The organism is Pseudomonas sp. 11/12A, from assembly GCF_000800055.1.
GTDB classification, from domain to species: Bacteria; Pseudomonadota; Gammaproteobacteria; order Pseudomonadales; family Pseudomonadaceae; genus Aquipseudomonas; species Aquipseudomonas mohnii.
On record NZ_JUGV01000001.1, the window covers coordinates 2,600,965 to 2,614,522 of the forward strand.

At 59.3% G+C, this 13,558-nt stretch carries 16 protein-coding genes and 1 pseudogene; 8 read left to right on the top strand and 9 right to left on the bottom strand.

What is annotated here, in order from left to right; all coding sequences use genetic code 11:
- Window positions 1–155: 155 nt before the first annotated feature.
- Both GQ39_RS11925 and GQ39_RS11930 read left to right on the top strand, forming a co-directional pair.
- On the top strand, window positions 156–386 hold the full coding sequence (locus tag GQ39_RS11925) for a hypothetical protein (protein ID WP_047530029.1): 231 nt from the start codon (window positions 156–158) through the stop codon (window positions 384–386).
- 139 nt (window positions 387–525) lie between these two features.
- Window positions 526–765, top strand: a complete 240-nt coding sequence (locus tag GQ39_RS11930) for a DUF2789 domain-containing protein (RefSeq protein ID WP_047530030.1) — start codon at window positions 526–528, stop codon at window positions 763–765.
- Here GQ39_RS11930 and GQ39_RS11935 read toward each other — a convergent pair.
- The 3 genes from GQ39_RS11935 to GQ39_RS11945 all read right to left on the bottom strand — a co-directional run bounded on the left by GQ39_RS11935 (window position 762) and on the right by GQ39_RS11945 (window position 3,478).
- Window positions 762–977 carry a hypothetical protein gene (locus GQ39_RS11935; RefSeq protein ID WP_047530032.1) on the bottom strand — a complete coding sequence of 72 codons (216 nt, stop codon included), beginning with the start codon at window positions 975–977 and terminating at the stop codon, window positions 762–764. The genes GQ39_RS11930 and GQ39_RS11935 overlap by 4 nt on opposite strands.
- 252 nt (window positions 978–1,229) lie before the next feature.
- Window positions 1,230–2,834, bottom strand: a complete 1,605-nt coding sequence (locus GQ39_RS11940; protein ID WP_047530034.1) for a methyl-accepting chemotaxis protein — start codon at window positions 2,832–2,834, stop codon at window positions 1,230–1,232.
- Between the two features lie 239 nt (window positions 2,835–3,073).
- Window positions 3,074–3,478, bottom strand: a complete 405-nt coding sequence (locus GQ39_RS11945) for a TraR/DksA family transcriptional regulator (protein ID WP_047530036.1) — start codon at window positions 3,476–3,478, stop codon at window positions 3,074–3,076.
- Window positions 3,479–3,828: 350 nt separating this feature from the next.
- Between GQ39_RS11945 and GQ39_RS11950 the strand changes: the two genes are divergently transcribed.
- Window positions 3,829–4,440 carry a glutathione S-transferase gene (locus GQ39_RS11950; RefSeq protein ID WP_047530038.1) on the top strand — a complete coding sequence of 204 codons (612 nt, stop codon included), beginning with the start codon at window positions 3,829–3,831 and terminating at the stop codon, window positions 4,438–4,440.
- Window positions 4,441–4,615: 175 nt separating this feature from the next.
- Here GQ39_RS11950 and GQ39_RS11955 read toward each other — a convergent pair whose 3' ends face one another.
- Both GQ39_RS11955 and GQ39_RS33315 read right to left on the bottom strand, forming a co-directional pair.
- Window positions 4,616–5,551, bottom strand: coding sequence for a hypothetical protein (locus tag GQ39_RS11955; protein ID WP_047530040.1), 936 nt, complete (start codon window positions 5,549–5,551; stop codon window positions 4,616–4,618).
- Between the two features lie 184 nt (window positions 5,552–5,735).
- Entirely contained in the window at window positions 5,736–6,038 is a 303-nt protein-coding gene (locus GQ39_RS33315; protein ID WP_081997899.1) for a hypothetical protein, read from the bottom strand.
- Between the two features lie 178 nt (window positions 6,039–6,216).
- Between GQ39_RS33315 and GQ39_RS11960 the strand changes: the two genes are divergently transcribed.
- Window positions 6,217–6,900, top strand: a complete 684-nt coding sequence (locus tag GQ39_RS11960; protein WP_047530042.1) for a response regulator transcription factor — start codon at window positions 6,217–6,219, stop codon at window positions 6,898–6,900.
- On the top strand, window positions 6,878–8,272 hold the full coding sequence (locus GQ39_RS11965) for a sensor histidine kinase (RefSeq protein ID WP_047530044.1): 1,395 nt from the start codon (window positions 6,878–6,880) through the stop codon (window positions 8,270–8,272). The genes GQ39_RS11960 and GQ39_RS11965 overlap by 23 nt, the downstream gene beginning before the upstream one ends.
- Before the next feature lie 108 nt (window positions 8,273–8,380).
- Here GQ39_RS11965 and GQ39_RS11970 read toward each other — a convergent pair whose 3' ends face one another.
- The 3 genes and pseudogenes from GQ39_RS11970 to GQ39_RS33320 all read right to left on the bottom strand — a co-directional run.
- Window positions 8,381–8,791, bottom strand: a complete 411-nt coding sequence (locus GQ39_RS11970; RefSeq protein ID WP_047530047.1) for an SRPBCC family protein — start codon at window positions 8,789–8,791, stop codon at window positions 8,381–8,383.
- 27 nt (window positions 8,792–8,818) lie between these two features.
- Entirely contained in the window at window positions 8,819–9,616 is a 798-nt protein-coding gene (locus GQ39_RS11975; protein ID WP_047530049.1) for an SDR family NAD(P)-dependent oxidoreductase, read from the bottom strand.
- A 2-nt stretch (window positions 9,617–9,618) separates the two neighbouring features.
- Window positions 9,619–9,877, bottom strand: a pseudogene (locus GQ39_RS33320) (hypothetical protein); the annotation flags it as partial.
- Window positions 9,878–10,240: 363 nt separating this feature from the next.
- Between GQ39_RS33320 and GQ39_RS11980 the strand changes: the two are divergent.
- From GQ39_RS11980 to GQ39_RS11990, 3 genes are all read left to right on the top strand, one after another.
- A complete protein-coding gene (locus GQ39_RS11980; RefSeq protein WP_047530051.1) occupies window positions 10,241–10,588 on the top strand; it encodes a DUF6124 family protein in 348 nt (115 codons plus the stop codon).
- Between the two features lie 204 nt (window positions 10,589–10,792).
- Window positions 10,793–11,911: an RHS repeat-associated core domain-containing protein gene (locus GQ39_RS11985; RefSeq protein WP_081997900.1), complete on the top strand. Its 1,119-nt coding sequence runs from the start codon at window positions 10,793–10,795 to the stop codon at window positions 11,909–11,911.
- Between the two features lie 141 nt (window positions 11,912–12,052).
- Window positions 12,053–12,973, top strand: a complete 921-nt coding sequence (locus GQ39_RS11990) for a LysR substrate-binding domain-containing protein (protein ID WP_047530052.1) — start codon at window positions 12,053–12,055, stop codon at window positions 12,971–12,973.
- Here the strand turns inward: GQ39_RS11990 and GQ39_RS11995 are convergent.
- A complete protein-coding gene (locus GQ39_RS11995; RefSeq protein WP_047530054.1) occupies window positions 12,894–13,487 on the bottom strand; it encodes a DinB family protein in 594 nt (197 codons plus the stop codon). The genes GQ39_RS11990 and GQ39_RS11995 overlap by 80 nt on opposite strands.
- Window positions 13,488–13,558 lie beyond the last annotated feature (71 nt).

Sequence of the window (13,558 nt, forward strand, 5' to 3'; positions counted from 1 at the left end):
TCGCGCCTTGCCTTTGGATAGACGTTTCGTCCTGCCGGCGACTTAACTCAGCCGCCGGCCTGCAACAACTGCCATACTGCCCGGCCAACGATACGCCCCCCTCTCTGGGTGGGCGGCGTTAAACAAAACAGTTATTTCCAAGGGAAGGCAGCTACGTGACGGAATTTGATATCGGCGAATTTTTTATTTGGGGCGAAGCCAGAGAGGTCGACGGCGAATTCCAGGCTGTCATTGTCATGCGCGCCAAGCCGCCGCTGAATACCGTGAGCTACCATCAGGTCGAAAAAGATCGCTGGTTCAAAACCTCTGACGTCGCCGCCACCGCGGCCCAGGAATCCGCCAAGGAGTTGAAGGCGGCCGTCGATGCAGGTGCATTGAAAGCCTGATGTTCGAGTTTGCGGTCTATGCTCACTGCTGCGTTTGAACATCGCTTTCGAACTCCTGACGCGCGGCCCCCTCAGATGCAATGTAGCCGCGCCTCAGATCTCGTACTCGACGTGACCGACCCGCTGCAAGGAGATGAAGATGGAATCACCGACACACGACTTGAAAGGTTTGTTCGACCAGCTCGGCCTGGACTCCACCCAGAAAGCTATCGACGATTTCATTGCCAGCCATTCACCGTTGCCCGACGACAAGAAACTCATCGACGCCGAGTTCTGGACGCCGCAACAGGCAGGCTTCCTGAAAGAACAATTGCGTGAAGATGCCGACTGGGCACGGGTGGTCGACGACTTGAACCTGCGTATGCATCAAATTCACTAACCCCGGGCGTAACGCAGGCTGCCAGGTGTTGCAGTATTCAATTGCGCCAACCAGGCAGCCTTGCACTCCTCCGCTTCATCGCGACTGGAAAACGCCGTCCCCCGGCGCTCACCGTTGAGCAGCACCACCCAGCAGACACTCTGCCCCAACGCCCGCAAACTGGCGGGCACACCGCTGCCAATCATCACCGCAACATCAACCTTACCGTGCATGCTGACCTCTCGAGCTCAGTTAGCAACCTAACTATGCCGGCATGTTAATCAGCGGATACGAGCGGAAAAAGCAGCGGCCCCGCACAGCAGAGTTGCCAAAACCGTAACAATAAAGCACCCCATCCCACCTGCTGGAGCCGGTTTGACGGGCTCCTGCGAAAGACGCCATTCAGGACGACCACTGTATCTGTGGCGAGCGAGCTTGCTCGTCATAGCAGAAGTGGTCGTCCTTATCTGAACAGCATCAAGTCGCTAGCGCGGATTTTCCGGCTTGTAGCCCAGGCGCAAACCGCCCCAATGACGACCCTTGAGCAGGATCGGCACCGACAGGTCGTGCATGAGTTCTCCGGTATCGCGAGTGTAGGTTTGCAGCAGCACCGCCTGCTGGTGGCTGCCGCAACGGACGCCGGTGCGGTCGGCGAATTTGCGTTTGGTGCGGTTTTGCAAGGTATCGACCTGCACATCGCCGGTCAGCGGCTGGCTGAAGACTTTGTTGTGGGTCGGCACGTAGCCTTGTGGGGTGCAGGCAATGGCGAACACCAGGCCTTCATGGCGCGGCAACAGCGGCTCCTGAATCGCTGGCAAGACCTGATCGGTGTAGCGGTCGAAGCGCGTCTGGTACTTGGGCGGACTGGTGTCGGGGATTGCCTGATAGTTTCGGTCGAACAGGTCATCGAGACTGATACGTCCGGCATCGATGTCCGCTTCGAATCGCGCGGTAATCTGGCTCGCCCCTTCGCGGGCCAGGTCGTAGATCCGCTGGTGATAGTCATCCAGCCCGACTTCCGCCAGGCGCTCACTGATGGTTTCGGCCTGACCTTCCATCTGCACCGCGGCCTGAGCCAGACGCTGAGTCTGCTGGTCGCTGATGGCCAGGTCGCTGCGCATCTGTTCGATGGCATGAAACAGGCTGTCGAGCTGTTCGCGATTGGTCTCTGCGCCTCGGGCAATTTCCCCGACCTGGTGTTCGACACTGGCCGCCAGCCGCGCGATGTTATCCAGGTGCTGCCCCGTGTGCTCGACCTGCTGGACGCCGGTGTCGAGGTCGCTGGACAGTTGACGGATCTGCTCCACCACTTGCGCGGTGCGTTGCTGGATATCGGCCACCATCTCCCCGACTTCACCGGTCGCCGTGGCGGTGCGCGCGGCGAGGCCACGAACCTCGTCGGCCACCACCGCAAAACCACGCCCGTGCTCCCCGGCGCGCGCCGCTTCGATGGCGGCGTTCAACGCCAGCAAGTTGGTCTGGCTGGCGATGGACTGAATCACCAAGGTGACCCGCTGAATGTCATCGCTGCGCAGGCTCAGGGCCTCGATCAGCTCGCGGCTGTTACTGGCGCGCTGACTGAGCTGATGCATGCGCGCAATCGACTCGATCAGTTCGGTTCGCCCGGCCACGCCACTCTGATGCGCCTCGCTGGCAGCGCTCAGGGCTTCGCGACTGAGGGTCGAGGTGGCTTGTTCGGTGGCAATCATCACTTCGGCGTTGCTGACGATCTGCGCCGCCGCACCGAGTTGCGATTGCAGCTTGTCCGCCAGTTGCTTGACCGAAAAGGCCACGCCTGCGGCCGACAAGGCGTTATGACTGGTGGTGTAGGAAAGATCGCGGGTTAACGCGGAGATGGCGCTGGACGTATCCGCTGGAACCGCTTCAGGGGCCGCACGCGAACGCAGACGAGGCAGCCAGATAATGAGCACCGCCAATGGCAGGCTCAGGTAAAGCGACCAGCCCCCCACCGTCATGCCACACAGCAACAGCATCAGGGCGATGCTCTGCAGCGACGGCGTCAGCCAGCGGTGTTTCGGCAAAAGTACTGGTGCAGGCACTGCCGCAACCAGAGATCCGTCTCTCGTCATCGTTATCACCCCGCCATCTTCTAATTGTTGTCATCGCATTAAACGCCAGCAGAAAGCCATTATCCATGGGCCTTTAGTCGTGGTCGTTGCAGCAGATCAATAGAAGTGCGGGGCTTTACGCAGGCGTCGAAAAGCAAAGATCGCAGCCTTCGGCAGCGCCGACCGGACGGTAGGCAGGCGCTGACGAAGGCTGCGATCTTTTCACAGGCTACCCGAGTTAAACGGGTGGCCTTGCAGAATCACGCTTGACGCTGGTGCTTGTCGATCTGCTCGTGACGCTCTTGAGCTTCGATGCAGTACTTGGTCGTCGGGCTGATCAGCAGGCGTTTCAGGCCGATGGGCTCACCGCTGTCATCGCACCAGCCGAAGCTGTCTTCCTTGATGCGCTCCAGGGCTTGTTCCAACTGAGGCAGCATGCGCTGATCGCGATCGATCGCGTTCACCAGCCAGGTGCGCTCTTCTTCGACGGAAGCCGCGTCAGCCGGATCGGCCGGGGTGTCCAGGCTCTCGATGGCAATGCGGTTCTGTTCGATGCGCTCATGGGTTTCGACTTTCATGTTCTGCAACAGCTCGGCGAAAAAAGCATGTTGCTCGGCATTCATGTAGTCATCCGCCGGCATGGCCAGCAACTTGTCCTTTGTCATTGATATCTCTATAAAAAAACGTGCATTAAGGCGAATAAGGGAGCTTTCCGGCGGACCTGGGCAGGCCATCGGAAAGGCGCCGTTTGTTCCAAGCGCCACCCGGCACTCAATTTACGAGGGGCGGCAGTCTAAGGCCGACTTGAGGCCTCAGCAACTGAAAAGACAGCGAATTTTCCCGGCAAAGCCTCGAAAATGATCTAAGGCGGGCATCGGAGTGCGTTTATAGCAAGAAATTCAATCCAGCGGAGGTATATAGAAGACAAATGGCTACCGGCACGCTCCCATTTTCACGCCAGGCCATCTCAGCTAAGGTTGTCCGTCCCGAAGTGGCTATTTCAAGGAGCGGTTAAATGAAGCTGATCGGCATGCTGGATTCGCCCTACGTACGACGCGTCGCCATTTCTGCCAAACGCCTGGGCATTGCGCTGGAGCATGAATCGGTTTCGGTGTTCAGGCACTTCGAGCAGTTCCAGCAGATCAACCCGGTGGTCAAGGCCCCCACGCTGGTGCTGGATGATGGCGAAGTCCTGATGGATTCGACCCTGATCATCGATTACCTGGAGGCACTGGCCGAACCTGGCCGCAGCCTGATGCCCAAGGGTATCGAGCAACGTGCGCGCTCGTTGCGCCTGATCGGGCTGGCGTTGGCAGCCTGCGAAAAATCGGTGCAGCTCTATTACGAGCGCAACTTACGGCCGGCAGAGATTCAATACGAACCCTGGGTTGAGCGGGTCGAAGGACAACTGGCGGCGGCTTATTCAGCCCTGGAACGGGAACTGGAAAAATACCCGCTGAAAACCGACGGTTCGATTGATCAGGATGGACTCACCCTCGCCGTGGCCTGGAGCTTTACCAACCTGGTGGTGCCGGATCAGGTCGCCGGGGCGCAATGGCCACGAATCGCTGCATTCACCGAGTATGCCGAAGGGCTTGAGGCGTTTGTCAGTACGCCGATTGACTGACAGACAGGCGGCGCCTGATCTGGCCTCCAACAAAAATGCCGCTTCTGCCAAAGGCAGAAGCGGCAGAGGCACAAGCCCCGGAAGATCAGTGCATGAAAAGCGCGATCAGAATGATGATCGGGATGGGTACACCAAGAAAGAACAACAGTAATGAGCGCATGGTGTTTCTCCTGAGTTAACGAATGGCTGTGGTGGTGGTGACGTAGCTATCGGTTTCCAGATACACCACGGCATCCCGGCGACGACCGCCGAAAGTCGCGGCAAGGCTGGCGAAAAACGCACCGGCCAACAGCGCAACGAACATCCATAACGTGGTCCAGGCAGCGACTTTAGCGGCCGTGTCTGCCGCTTGTTGTGCCTTCAGCTTGGCGTCGGCCACGGCTTGTTGGGTGCGGGCATAGACTTCATCGACACGACGTTCAGCGTCCGCCTGGGTAAGGTTGGTCCGCTGCGCCACCAACTGCGCGAGATAAGTACGATCTTCGGCAGCCAGTTGCCCGTTGTTACTCAAGGAGCGGACGAAGATGCGGGTGACGGTGCCGCGGGCGGCGTCATCGCTGACGGCGGCCGGACGATCATCGCGAAACAGGCTGTCGACGAAGTAACCGTATTGATCGCCGCCCGAATTGGCGGCAGCCGTACCGGCCACTTGCGTCATGGCACTGGCCGCGCCACCGGCGACATTCGCCCCCGCCTGCACCCCGCCGCTGATCAGGCTGCTGACCGAACCGGCCACCAGCGTCGCCGTCACGAGTGTCGCCACGCACCACGCCAGGAAGCCATGGGCGGTGTCGCGGAAGTAGACTTCATCGCCGTGCATATACGCCCATTTCACCCGCAGCCGGCCGGCGATATAGCCACCGGCCCCGGAGGCGATGATCTGGGTGGCGGCCAGCCAGACGATTGTTGAAATACCCAGGCCTTTGGCGCTCACCCCCTCATTGGCCCAGGGCGAAACCGCCGAAAACCCAAGGCCGAAACCCAGTAACACGAGGATTAGCGATAACGCCGCCGCAGCCGCGGCCCCGGCGAAAATCGCCCCCCAGGACACACCCGAGAGCGTGCTCGATTCATCCGCGGCGGGATAGAAACCATCAGAGGATCTATTCATCGTTGTATCGCTCCAGGCAGAAAGATGGTGTTACAACTCTTCGAATGAACAATTGCAGTGACCATGCCAGTCGCGAATTTCAGATAAGTCTTTAAACTTCAGCGGGTTACAAAGATTGAACTTTCGGGGGTCATGCAAGATGCAATAAAGGGCCAGCCCGGGCGGGTTTTCTGCATTGCGAAAACTAGCGGCGCCTGTAGCTTTTATTGCCTGCGGGCGTGAGGCAGTAAACGCCGCCTCTGGGCCCTGTGCAGAACGAACCGGTTCCGCAGGCGCAGCCATCGGCCTCCTGCACACGTGCTTGTGGGCGGGCCTGGCTTTGGCCGCCATATATAGATGAACAACTTTTTTTCGAAGCGCTGACAGAGCCGTCGCTACACAGGAACAGTTCACCGTCACAACGGGCGACACCGCCCTTCTTTCCAGAACACGGTGTATTGGCGGCCCATGTCGATGAGCAGACAACACTCAGCAACAGCAGGGACATCGGCATCCAGCCAGGCTTTAAAGTACGCAAGGTGCAGCTTCCCGTTGAAATTATGGCCCAATGATATCAATGTTCCTTAAATGCACTGTGACCACATGAAAGTTAATTTATTAAATCGCGGGCAATTCTTGGCAAAATGCTTCGAACTCAGACTTGAACCGATTTATCAGGCCCGCCTATGACCCGTATCTTGACCATCGAAGACGACGCCGTGACCGCCCGGGAAATTGTCGCCGAACTGAGCAGCCACGGCCTCGAAGTCGACTGGGTCGACAACGGCCGCGAAGGGCTGGAGCGCGCAGTCAGCGGCCACTATGACCTGATCACCCTCGACCGCATGCTGCCCGAGCTGGACGGCCTGGCCATCGTCACCACGCTGCGGACCATGGGCGTGGCGACCCCCATCCTGATGATCAGCGCCCTCTCCGACGTCGACGAACGCGTGCGCGGCCTGCGTGCCGGTGGCGACGATTACCTGACCAAACCCTTCGCCACCGATGAAATGGCCGCCCGCGTCGAAGTCCTGTTGCGCCGCCAGAACACCGTGACCGCCCACGTCACCACGTTGCGGGTGGCGGATCTGGAACTGAACCTGATCAGCCACGAAGCCAGCCGCAATGGTGAGTTACTGACGCTGCTGCCCACCGAATACAAGCTGCTGGAATTCCTGATGCGCAACACCGGGCAAATCCTGTCGCGGATGATGATTTTCGAAGAGGTCTGGGGCTATCACTTCGATCCGGGCACCAACCTGATCGACGTACACATTGGCCGCCTGCGCAAAAAAATCGACCCACCGGGCAATGTTCCACTGATTCGAACCGTGCGAGGCTCGGGTTATGTCATTGCCGAACCCGTCTAAAGGCTGGCGTTCTTCCAGCAGTCGTCTGCTGGCGCTCTACAGTGCGCTGTTCGTGACCTGGAGCGGGATTCTCATGGGGGTCATGTACTACGAGGTGTCCGCTTACCTGGACAACCTGGCCAAACATTCGCTGATGCAACGTCAGCACCTGTTTTCGCGCTTTCAGGGCGAACAACTGGTGGACGCCCTCGCGGTGAGCATGACCTTCGACATTCGCGGCATCGACGCCTATGGCCTGTTCGATGATCAGCACCGTTACCTCAGCGGCGCCCTGCGCCACATCCCCCACGGCCTGCCGCTGGACGGCCAGATCCACATGCTCAGTGACTGCACCGACTCCGACGACCCGACCTTGCCCGCCGACAGCTGCGACGCGGTGGCGACCCCAACCGAAGATGGTCGCTGGCTGGTCCTGGTGCGGGACAACGGCTCGTTGTTTGCCGTCACCCGCATCATTCTCCATGCATTGTTCTGGGGCGTGACCCTGACCATCCTGCCAGGCATCGTCGGCTGGCACTTGTTGCGCCGCCGTCCGCTGCGGCGAATTCGCGCGATTCAGGCCAGTGCCGAGGCCATCGTCGCCGGTGACCTGACCAAGCGCCTGCCGCTGTCCAATCGCCGCGATGAACTGGACATGCTCGCCGCCATCGTCAACGCCATGCTCGAACGCATCGAACGCTTGATGAACGAGGTCAAGGGCGTGTGCGACAACATCGCCCACGACCTGCGCACGCCGCTGACCCGCTTGCGCGCACAGCTCTATCGCATGCAACAGCAGGCCGGTGAAGGCTCTGCCGAAGCGGCGCAACTCGATTCGGTACTGAGCGAAGCCGACACCCTGATGGCGCGTTTTCGTGGCCTGCTGCGGATTTCCGAACTGGAAGATCGCCAGCGCCGTTCCGGTTTTGTGCAGCTCGACCCGGTGTCGTTGCTGCAGGAACTGCATGAGTTTTATCTGCCACTGGCCGAAGACGATGGCCTGGTTTTTCAATTGCACGTGCCTGAGTCATTGCCGCCCCTGAAGGGCGACAGGGCGTTGCTGTTCGAGGCGATCGCGAACCTGTTGAGCAACTCGATCAAGTTCACCCCGCCCGGCGGCGCGGTGATTTTGCGAGGGGTCAATCAGGGCGGGCATACCCGCATCGAAGTGCTCGATTCCGGTCCCGGAATCCCGGAGGCCGAACGCGAGGCGGTGTTCCAGCGCTTCTATCGCGCCGAGGCAGGCAATCAGAAAAGCGGTTTCGGCCTGGGCCTGTCGATCGTCGCGGCGATTGTCAGCCTGCACGGCTTTACGCTGGAGGTAGACCGCAGTGAGCTCGGGGGCGCGCGGCTGGTGATCGATTGCCGCCAGAGCTTGATTACCCCGACCTGAGGATAAACACAAAACCTGTGGGAGCTGGCTTGCCAGCGAAAGCGGCCGTGGCAGCGCTGCAAGGCCGGAAGGACTCTTCGCCGGCAAGCCGGCTCCCACAGATCCAGGCTAGGCCGGGTAATTGGCCCGTAGCGCCTGCAGTCCGCCCTGATAAATCCCGGCGAACAACGCCACCACTTCCTCGTCACTCACCCCCACCGGTTCAAACCGGCCAGACCAGGTTACCCGGGCGCCCTCGCCCTGGCTTTCAACCTTGATCGTCGCCAGGTACTCAGTGGCCGGAAACGGCGCCTGCACAATCGAGTAGCTGTAGGTCTTGCCCGCGTTATCGAACCCTTGCAGGCGCTCGATAATAACCGCGCCGTCCACCGTTTGCAGGCGGCGCACCCGCCCGCCTTCGCTGAGTTCACTCTTGGAAATCAGCGGCAGCCAGTCCGGCAGCGAGTTGAATCCCCCAATCAATTGCCAGACCTGATCGGCCGAGGCCGGGATGTCGATGAAGGCTGATGCAGATGCCATGTCGTGTTCTCTCTTGATCAGTAAGGTTCAGATGGCCAGGCTGTCGACGACACCGCCGTCGACCCGCAGGGCGGCGCCCGTGGTAGCCGAGGATAACGGCGAAGCGATGTAAGCCACCAGATTCGCGACTTCCTCGACATGGGCCACGCGCTGGATGATCGAAGTGGGCCGAGCCTTGCGCACGAAATCGTCGGCTTCCTCCTGCAGGCTGCGACCGGATTGGGCAATGGCATCCTTGAGCATGTGCTCCACGCCATCGGTCAAGGTCGGGCCGGGCAGGACCGCATTGACCGTCACCCCGGTGCCCGCCAGCCGTTTGGCCAGTCCATGGGACACCGCCAGGTTGGCGCTTTTGGTCACGCCATAGTTGAGCATGTCGGCCGGGATCGCGATCCCGGATTCCGAAGACAGGAAAATCACCCGCCCCCAGCCCTGCTTCACCATGTCCGGCACGTAATGCCGGGACAGGCGCACACCGGAGATCACGTTGACCTCATAGAAGCGCGTCCACTCGCTGTCGGGGGTATCAAAGAAATCCACCGCTTCGTAGATCCCCAGGTTGTTCACCAGGATGTCGGCCCGTGGTTCGGCGGCGAACAGTTTTTCCGCACCTTCGGCCGTCCCGAGATCAGCAGCCAGCCCGCGCAGTTGAGCACCCGGCACCTGTTGGCGAATACTCGCCAAGGCCTGTTCGACCTTGGCCGTATCTCGACCGACCACCACCACCGTGGCGCCGGACTCGGCCAACGCCTGGCTGATGCCCAGGCCAATGCCGGCCGTGCTGCCGCTGACAATCGCCAGTTTTCCACTCAGATCGATTTTCATGCTCAAGCTCCAGTGATCGGCAACGGTGCGCGCTCGGATAAGAGTTTTGCGTCACGCAGCGCCTGCCAGAAGGTTGCGGGAATCACGCGGTCAAGGACGGAAAGAGTGTAGCGACCCGTCAGAAAATTACCCTCTGGTTGCGCTTCGCTCGGATCAAGGGTCAATTTACCCGGCTCGACCTGTTCACAGGCTTCAGCCCTTAATCACGCCGGCTTCGCGCAAGCGGGTCAGCACCGCATATGAGTGAGCGCGGGGTCGCGAAAGCGTCAGCCGTATGCATTTGTTTAATGGCTGTCAGCGTTACTTCGTGAAAGCTACAGCGCCTTGCGTCGTTGCCTACGGGTACGCCAGAATCCGCCGGCTTGTGCGCCTTGGGGGCGGGTTCTATCGTTTGCCGGTCGCTGAAAAGAACAGTGATCGGGTTTGGTAGCCCGCCCTAACACAAGGCGCATAGCGTCACCTCTTGCAGGTTTTTTCACACCTGCATTAATGGTGGCCATGCGCAGGGCACCTACGGGTGCGCCGGTTTTTCTTGTGTGCCGGTCTACCAACCTCCGTATGGCCACCACCCTTCGTTTGGTAGCGAGGGTGATGGTTCCTTCAGATTCACAAGGAGCTCCATCCATGTTGAAAACTACACCCACCCCGCCAGACACCGACCCCGCCTTACATTCCAGAAACCACGATCCAGAAAACCACCACGAACCCACCGACCGCATCCCCTCCGCCGCCGACATCCGCGCCACCCCGCGCAAACCCTGCAGCATGTTCATCGTCGACCCCGAGCTCGACACCGAATCCCTGCTGGCCCACGCCTGCGAATCCCTGGCCTCGGCCAACGTCATGACCCTGGACCTCGCGGACCGTACGCAAGGAACGAGTCGCAACACCCTGCTGGGCATCGCACAAGTGATCATGCTCGGCGAACTGGCCGTGAACCGCGCACTGGACCGCATCGACCCTCCCGAATAAACACGCAACCCTGTGGCGAGGGAGCTCGCTCCCGCTGGGCCACGCAGCGGCCCCAAACCCTGCATTCCGACAAACCTTTCCCACAGGTGATCATTCACCATCGACTCTGCCCCCCCAGCAAACCTAACAGTTCTGATAGTTCCCGCAGGTTCCGAACCCCCCAATACTGTTCGCCACCACGCCAGCCTTTCGGGAGCGCCCAACATGCCAGCAACACGCGCAACACCGCTCTGCCAATACCGCTACGACGCCCTCGACCGCTTGACCGCCCAGGGGCTGACCGACGCGCCACCCCTTCAGCGCTTCTACTGCAAAAGCCGACTGGCCACTGAAATTCAGGGGGCGTTGCGCCAAACCCTCTTCCAGCACGGTGACTGGCTACTGGCGCAACAACAGCAACAGGGTGTCGAACACGCCACCACGCTGCTGGCGATTGATCAGCAACGGTCGGTGCTGAACACACTCAAAGCCAACCACCAGGCACAACCCATCGCCTATGCGCCCTATGGTCACCGCCAAGCGACAAATGGATGGATGAGTTTGATGGGGTTCAATGGAGAACGGCCTGACCCACTGACCGGGCACTATTTGCTGGGTAATGGCTATCGAGCGTTTAATCCGGTGTTGATGCGGTTTAACAGTCCGGACAGTTTGAGTCCGTTTGGTAAGGGTGGGTTGAATGCGTATGCGTATTGCTCGGGTGACCCTGTAAATAAAGTCGACACAACGGGACATATAGCCCAGCCAATACTTCTAAAAAAAACCTCTGCTGGAGTAGTAAATTACGTACTTGAAGGACATGTCTTGACACGTCAAAAAAATGTTAGCCTCAGTCAAGCCAGAGCCGCAAAAAAAGAATTCAATAAAATAACAAGTCAAATGAAATTACCACTCAAAAACATAGTTGAGAACGATTTCAAACAAAGAAAAGCCTATCAAATGCTAGGCACAGAGCCCATAAACCTGGAAATGATCGCAAGAAAAAAACTCGCCTTGTCTGGTGTCTCACTAAGCAGCTTGCCAATAGATGAATTCCCACCCACCCTGCATTACCCCAACCAAGAAAAACTAAGCGCCCAGATCAATCTACTGGACTATGTGCATGGAGATCAGCCGCGAGCCGACCAGGCGTGGGGGAATAGGCTTTTCATAGCGAGGCATAGACCTGTAACACACACCAAAAACGGCGAGCCGATAACAATATCATCGGAGGTTGCTGAACAATACAATGAAAGGATGCTCGCAATTCGCGAATCCCAAAAGCAAATACTTAATAAGCAGAGGCGCCACATTTTCTCTCAACACTTCCAATTTGCTTCTTAAACAACAAGCATCTTTTAGAGAAGTTACGAGACGACATTAAGTTCAGCCGTTCGATCAAATAGCTCGCAAGTCATCCGGCCACAGAGCAGGCTCAGGGTTTGCTGCTTTACTGAAAAGACCCCAAACCCACGAGCCCCTCCCATGAACCGCAACGACCTGCGCCGCGTGGACATGAACCTGTTGGTGATTTTCGAAACCCTGATGTTCGAAAAAAACCTGACCCGCGCCGCAGAGAAACTGTTCCTCGGCCAGCCTGCGGTCAGCGCGGCGCTGGCGCGGTTGCGGGATTTGTTTGACGATCCGCTATTGGTGCGAAACGGCCGTAGCCTGGAGCCGACGCCGCGCGCCCTGGTGATTCTCAAGGAACTGCAGCCGGCGATGGACACCATTTCCGGCGCGGTCAGCCGGGCCAAAGATTTCGACCCCTCCACCAGCCGTGACGTGTTTCGCATCGGCCTGTCCGACGACGCCGAATTCGGTCTGTTTCCACCGTTGCTCAAGCAGATACGCGAAGAAGCGCAGAACGTTGTGGTCGTCGTGCGGCGGGTGAATTTCCTGCTGATGTCGTCGATGCTCGCCACCGGCGAGATTACCGTCGGGATCAGCTACACCACGGAATTGCCGGCCAATGCCAAGCGCAAGAAACTGCGGGACTTGAGCGTCAAGATCCTGCGCGGCGACAACCGCCCCGGGCCCCTGACGCTCGATGAATTCTGCGAACGTCCCCATGCGCTGGTGTCGTTTTCCGGGGATCTGACCGGGGCGATCGACACCGACCTCGCCCGCATCGGCCGCTCGCGCCGGGTGGTGCTGGCCGTGCCGCAATTTGCCGGGCTGCGCGCCTTGCTGGCGGGCACCGACATGCTGGCAACGGTGCCGGATTACGCGGCGAGCGCGCTGATCGAAGGCAGTCCCCAACTGCGTGCCGACGATGCGCCGTTCGAGATCAAGCTGTCCGAACTGTCCATGGTCTGGAACGGCGTCAACGATAACGATCCGGCAGAACGTTGGTTGCGCTCGAAAATTGTGGAGCACATGTCGGCGCCACCATCGGGACATTGAGCGAATTGAATTGCGGATCTGTCTCGCGCAAGTAGATCGGCAGGTCCGTCATGGGTGGCATGGCCGGAATCTCGAAATACATCTGGATCACCCAACCACGGTGATAGCTGGCGTGATTGACCACGTGCATCAGTATCGCGCCGGCGCTCATGGTGCCGCTTTCACCGGAGAGAAAGGTAAACCGGACGGGTTTGTCCAGTGAGGCATCGGCCTGCCGGGCGGTCCAGTCGCTGTACCAGTGATCGACGTCCTGCTGCGCCAGACGCAAGTCGGTCAGGGCCGGATGCACCAATTCGTGGGAGGTCTTGAAGCCGTGCCCTCGGCCTTCGAGGTGAGCCTGCCAGATGCAGTCCACCACATAGATGTGGTTCAGCGTGCCGATCATGTTTTTGAACACTGAAGCGCGCTGTTTTTCGACTTCGCCCGGCGGCAGCTGCGCCAGGTTATCGAAGAGGCGCTGGTTGGCCCATTGTTTGTAATCGGCAAGCAGGCGGGCAGTGCGTACGTTGATCATCAGACTTCTCCGATGGCGAAGAGCGCATCTCTCAAGGATAGCGCTATCCCCACGCCGCGGTGCTGTGGCTG

Bases quoted from the DNA above. Each gene is read 5' to 3' on its own strand.
- GQ39_RS11930 (WP_047530030.1), top strand. From the start codon at position 526: ATGGAATCACCGACACACGACTTGAAAGGTTTGTTCGACCAGCTCGGC.
- GQ39_RS11935 (WP_047530032.1), bottom strand. From the start codon at position 977: ATGCACGGTAAGGTTGATGTTGCGGTGATGATTGGCAGCGGTGTGCCC.
- GQ39_RS11940 (WP_047530034.1), bottom strand. From the start codon at position 2,834: ATGACGAGAGACGGATCTCTGGTTGCGGCAGTGCCTGCACCAGTACTT.
- GQ39_RS11945 (WP_047530036.1), bottom strand. From the start codon at position 3,478: ATGACAAAGGACAAGTTGCTGGCCATGCCGGCGGATGACTACATGAAT.
- GQ39_RS11950 (WP_047530038.1), top strand. From the start codon at position 3,829: ATGAAGCTGATCGGCATGCTGGATTCGCCCTACGTACGACGCGTCGCC.
- GQ39_RS11955 (WP_047530040.1), bottom strand. From the start codon at position 5,551: ATGAATAGATCCTCTGATGGTTTCTATCCCGCCGCGGATGAATCGAGC.
- GQ39_RS33315 (WP_081997899.1), bottom strand. From the start codon at position 6,038: ATGTCCCTGCTGTTGCTGAGTGTTGTCTGCTCATCGACATGGGCCGCC.
- GQ39_RS11960 (WP_047530042.1), top strand. From the start codon at position 6,217: ATGACCCGTATCTTGACCATCGAAGACGACGCCGTGACCGCCCGGGAA.
- GQ39_RS11965 (WP_047530044.1), top strand. From the start codon at position 6,878: ATGTCATTGCCGAACCCGTCTAAAGGCTGGCGTTCTTCCAGCAGTCGT.
- GQ39_RS11970 (WP_047530047.1), bottom strand. From the start codon at position 8,791: ATGGCATCTGCATCAGCCTTCATCGACATCCCGGCCTCGGCCGATCAG.
- GQ39_RS11975 (WP_047530049.1), bottom strand. From the start codon at position 9,616: ATGAAAATCGATCTGAGTGGAAAACTGGCGATTGTCAGCGGCAGCACG.
- GQ39_RS11980 (WP_047530051.1), top strand. From the start codon at position 10,241: ATGTTGAAAACTACACCCACCCCGCCAGACACCGACCCCGCCTTACAT.
- GQ39_RS11985 (WP_081997900.1), top strand. From the start codon at position 10,793: ATGCCAGCAACACGCGCAACACCGCTCTGCCAATACCGCTACGACGCC.
- GQ39_RS11990 (WP_047530052.1), top strand. From the start codon at position 12,053: ATGAACCGCAACGACCTGCGCCGCGTGGACATGAACCTGTTGGTGATT.
- GQ39_RS11995 (WP_047530054.1), bottom strand. From the start codon at position 13,487: ATGATCAACGTACGCACTGCCCGCCTGCTTGCCGATTACAAACAATGG.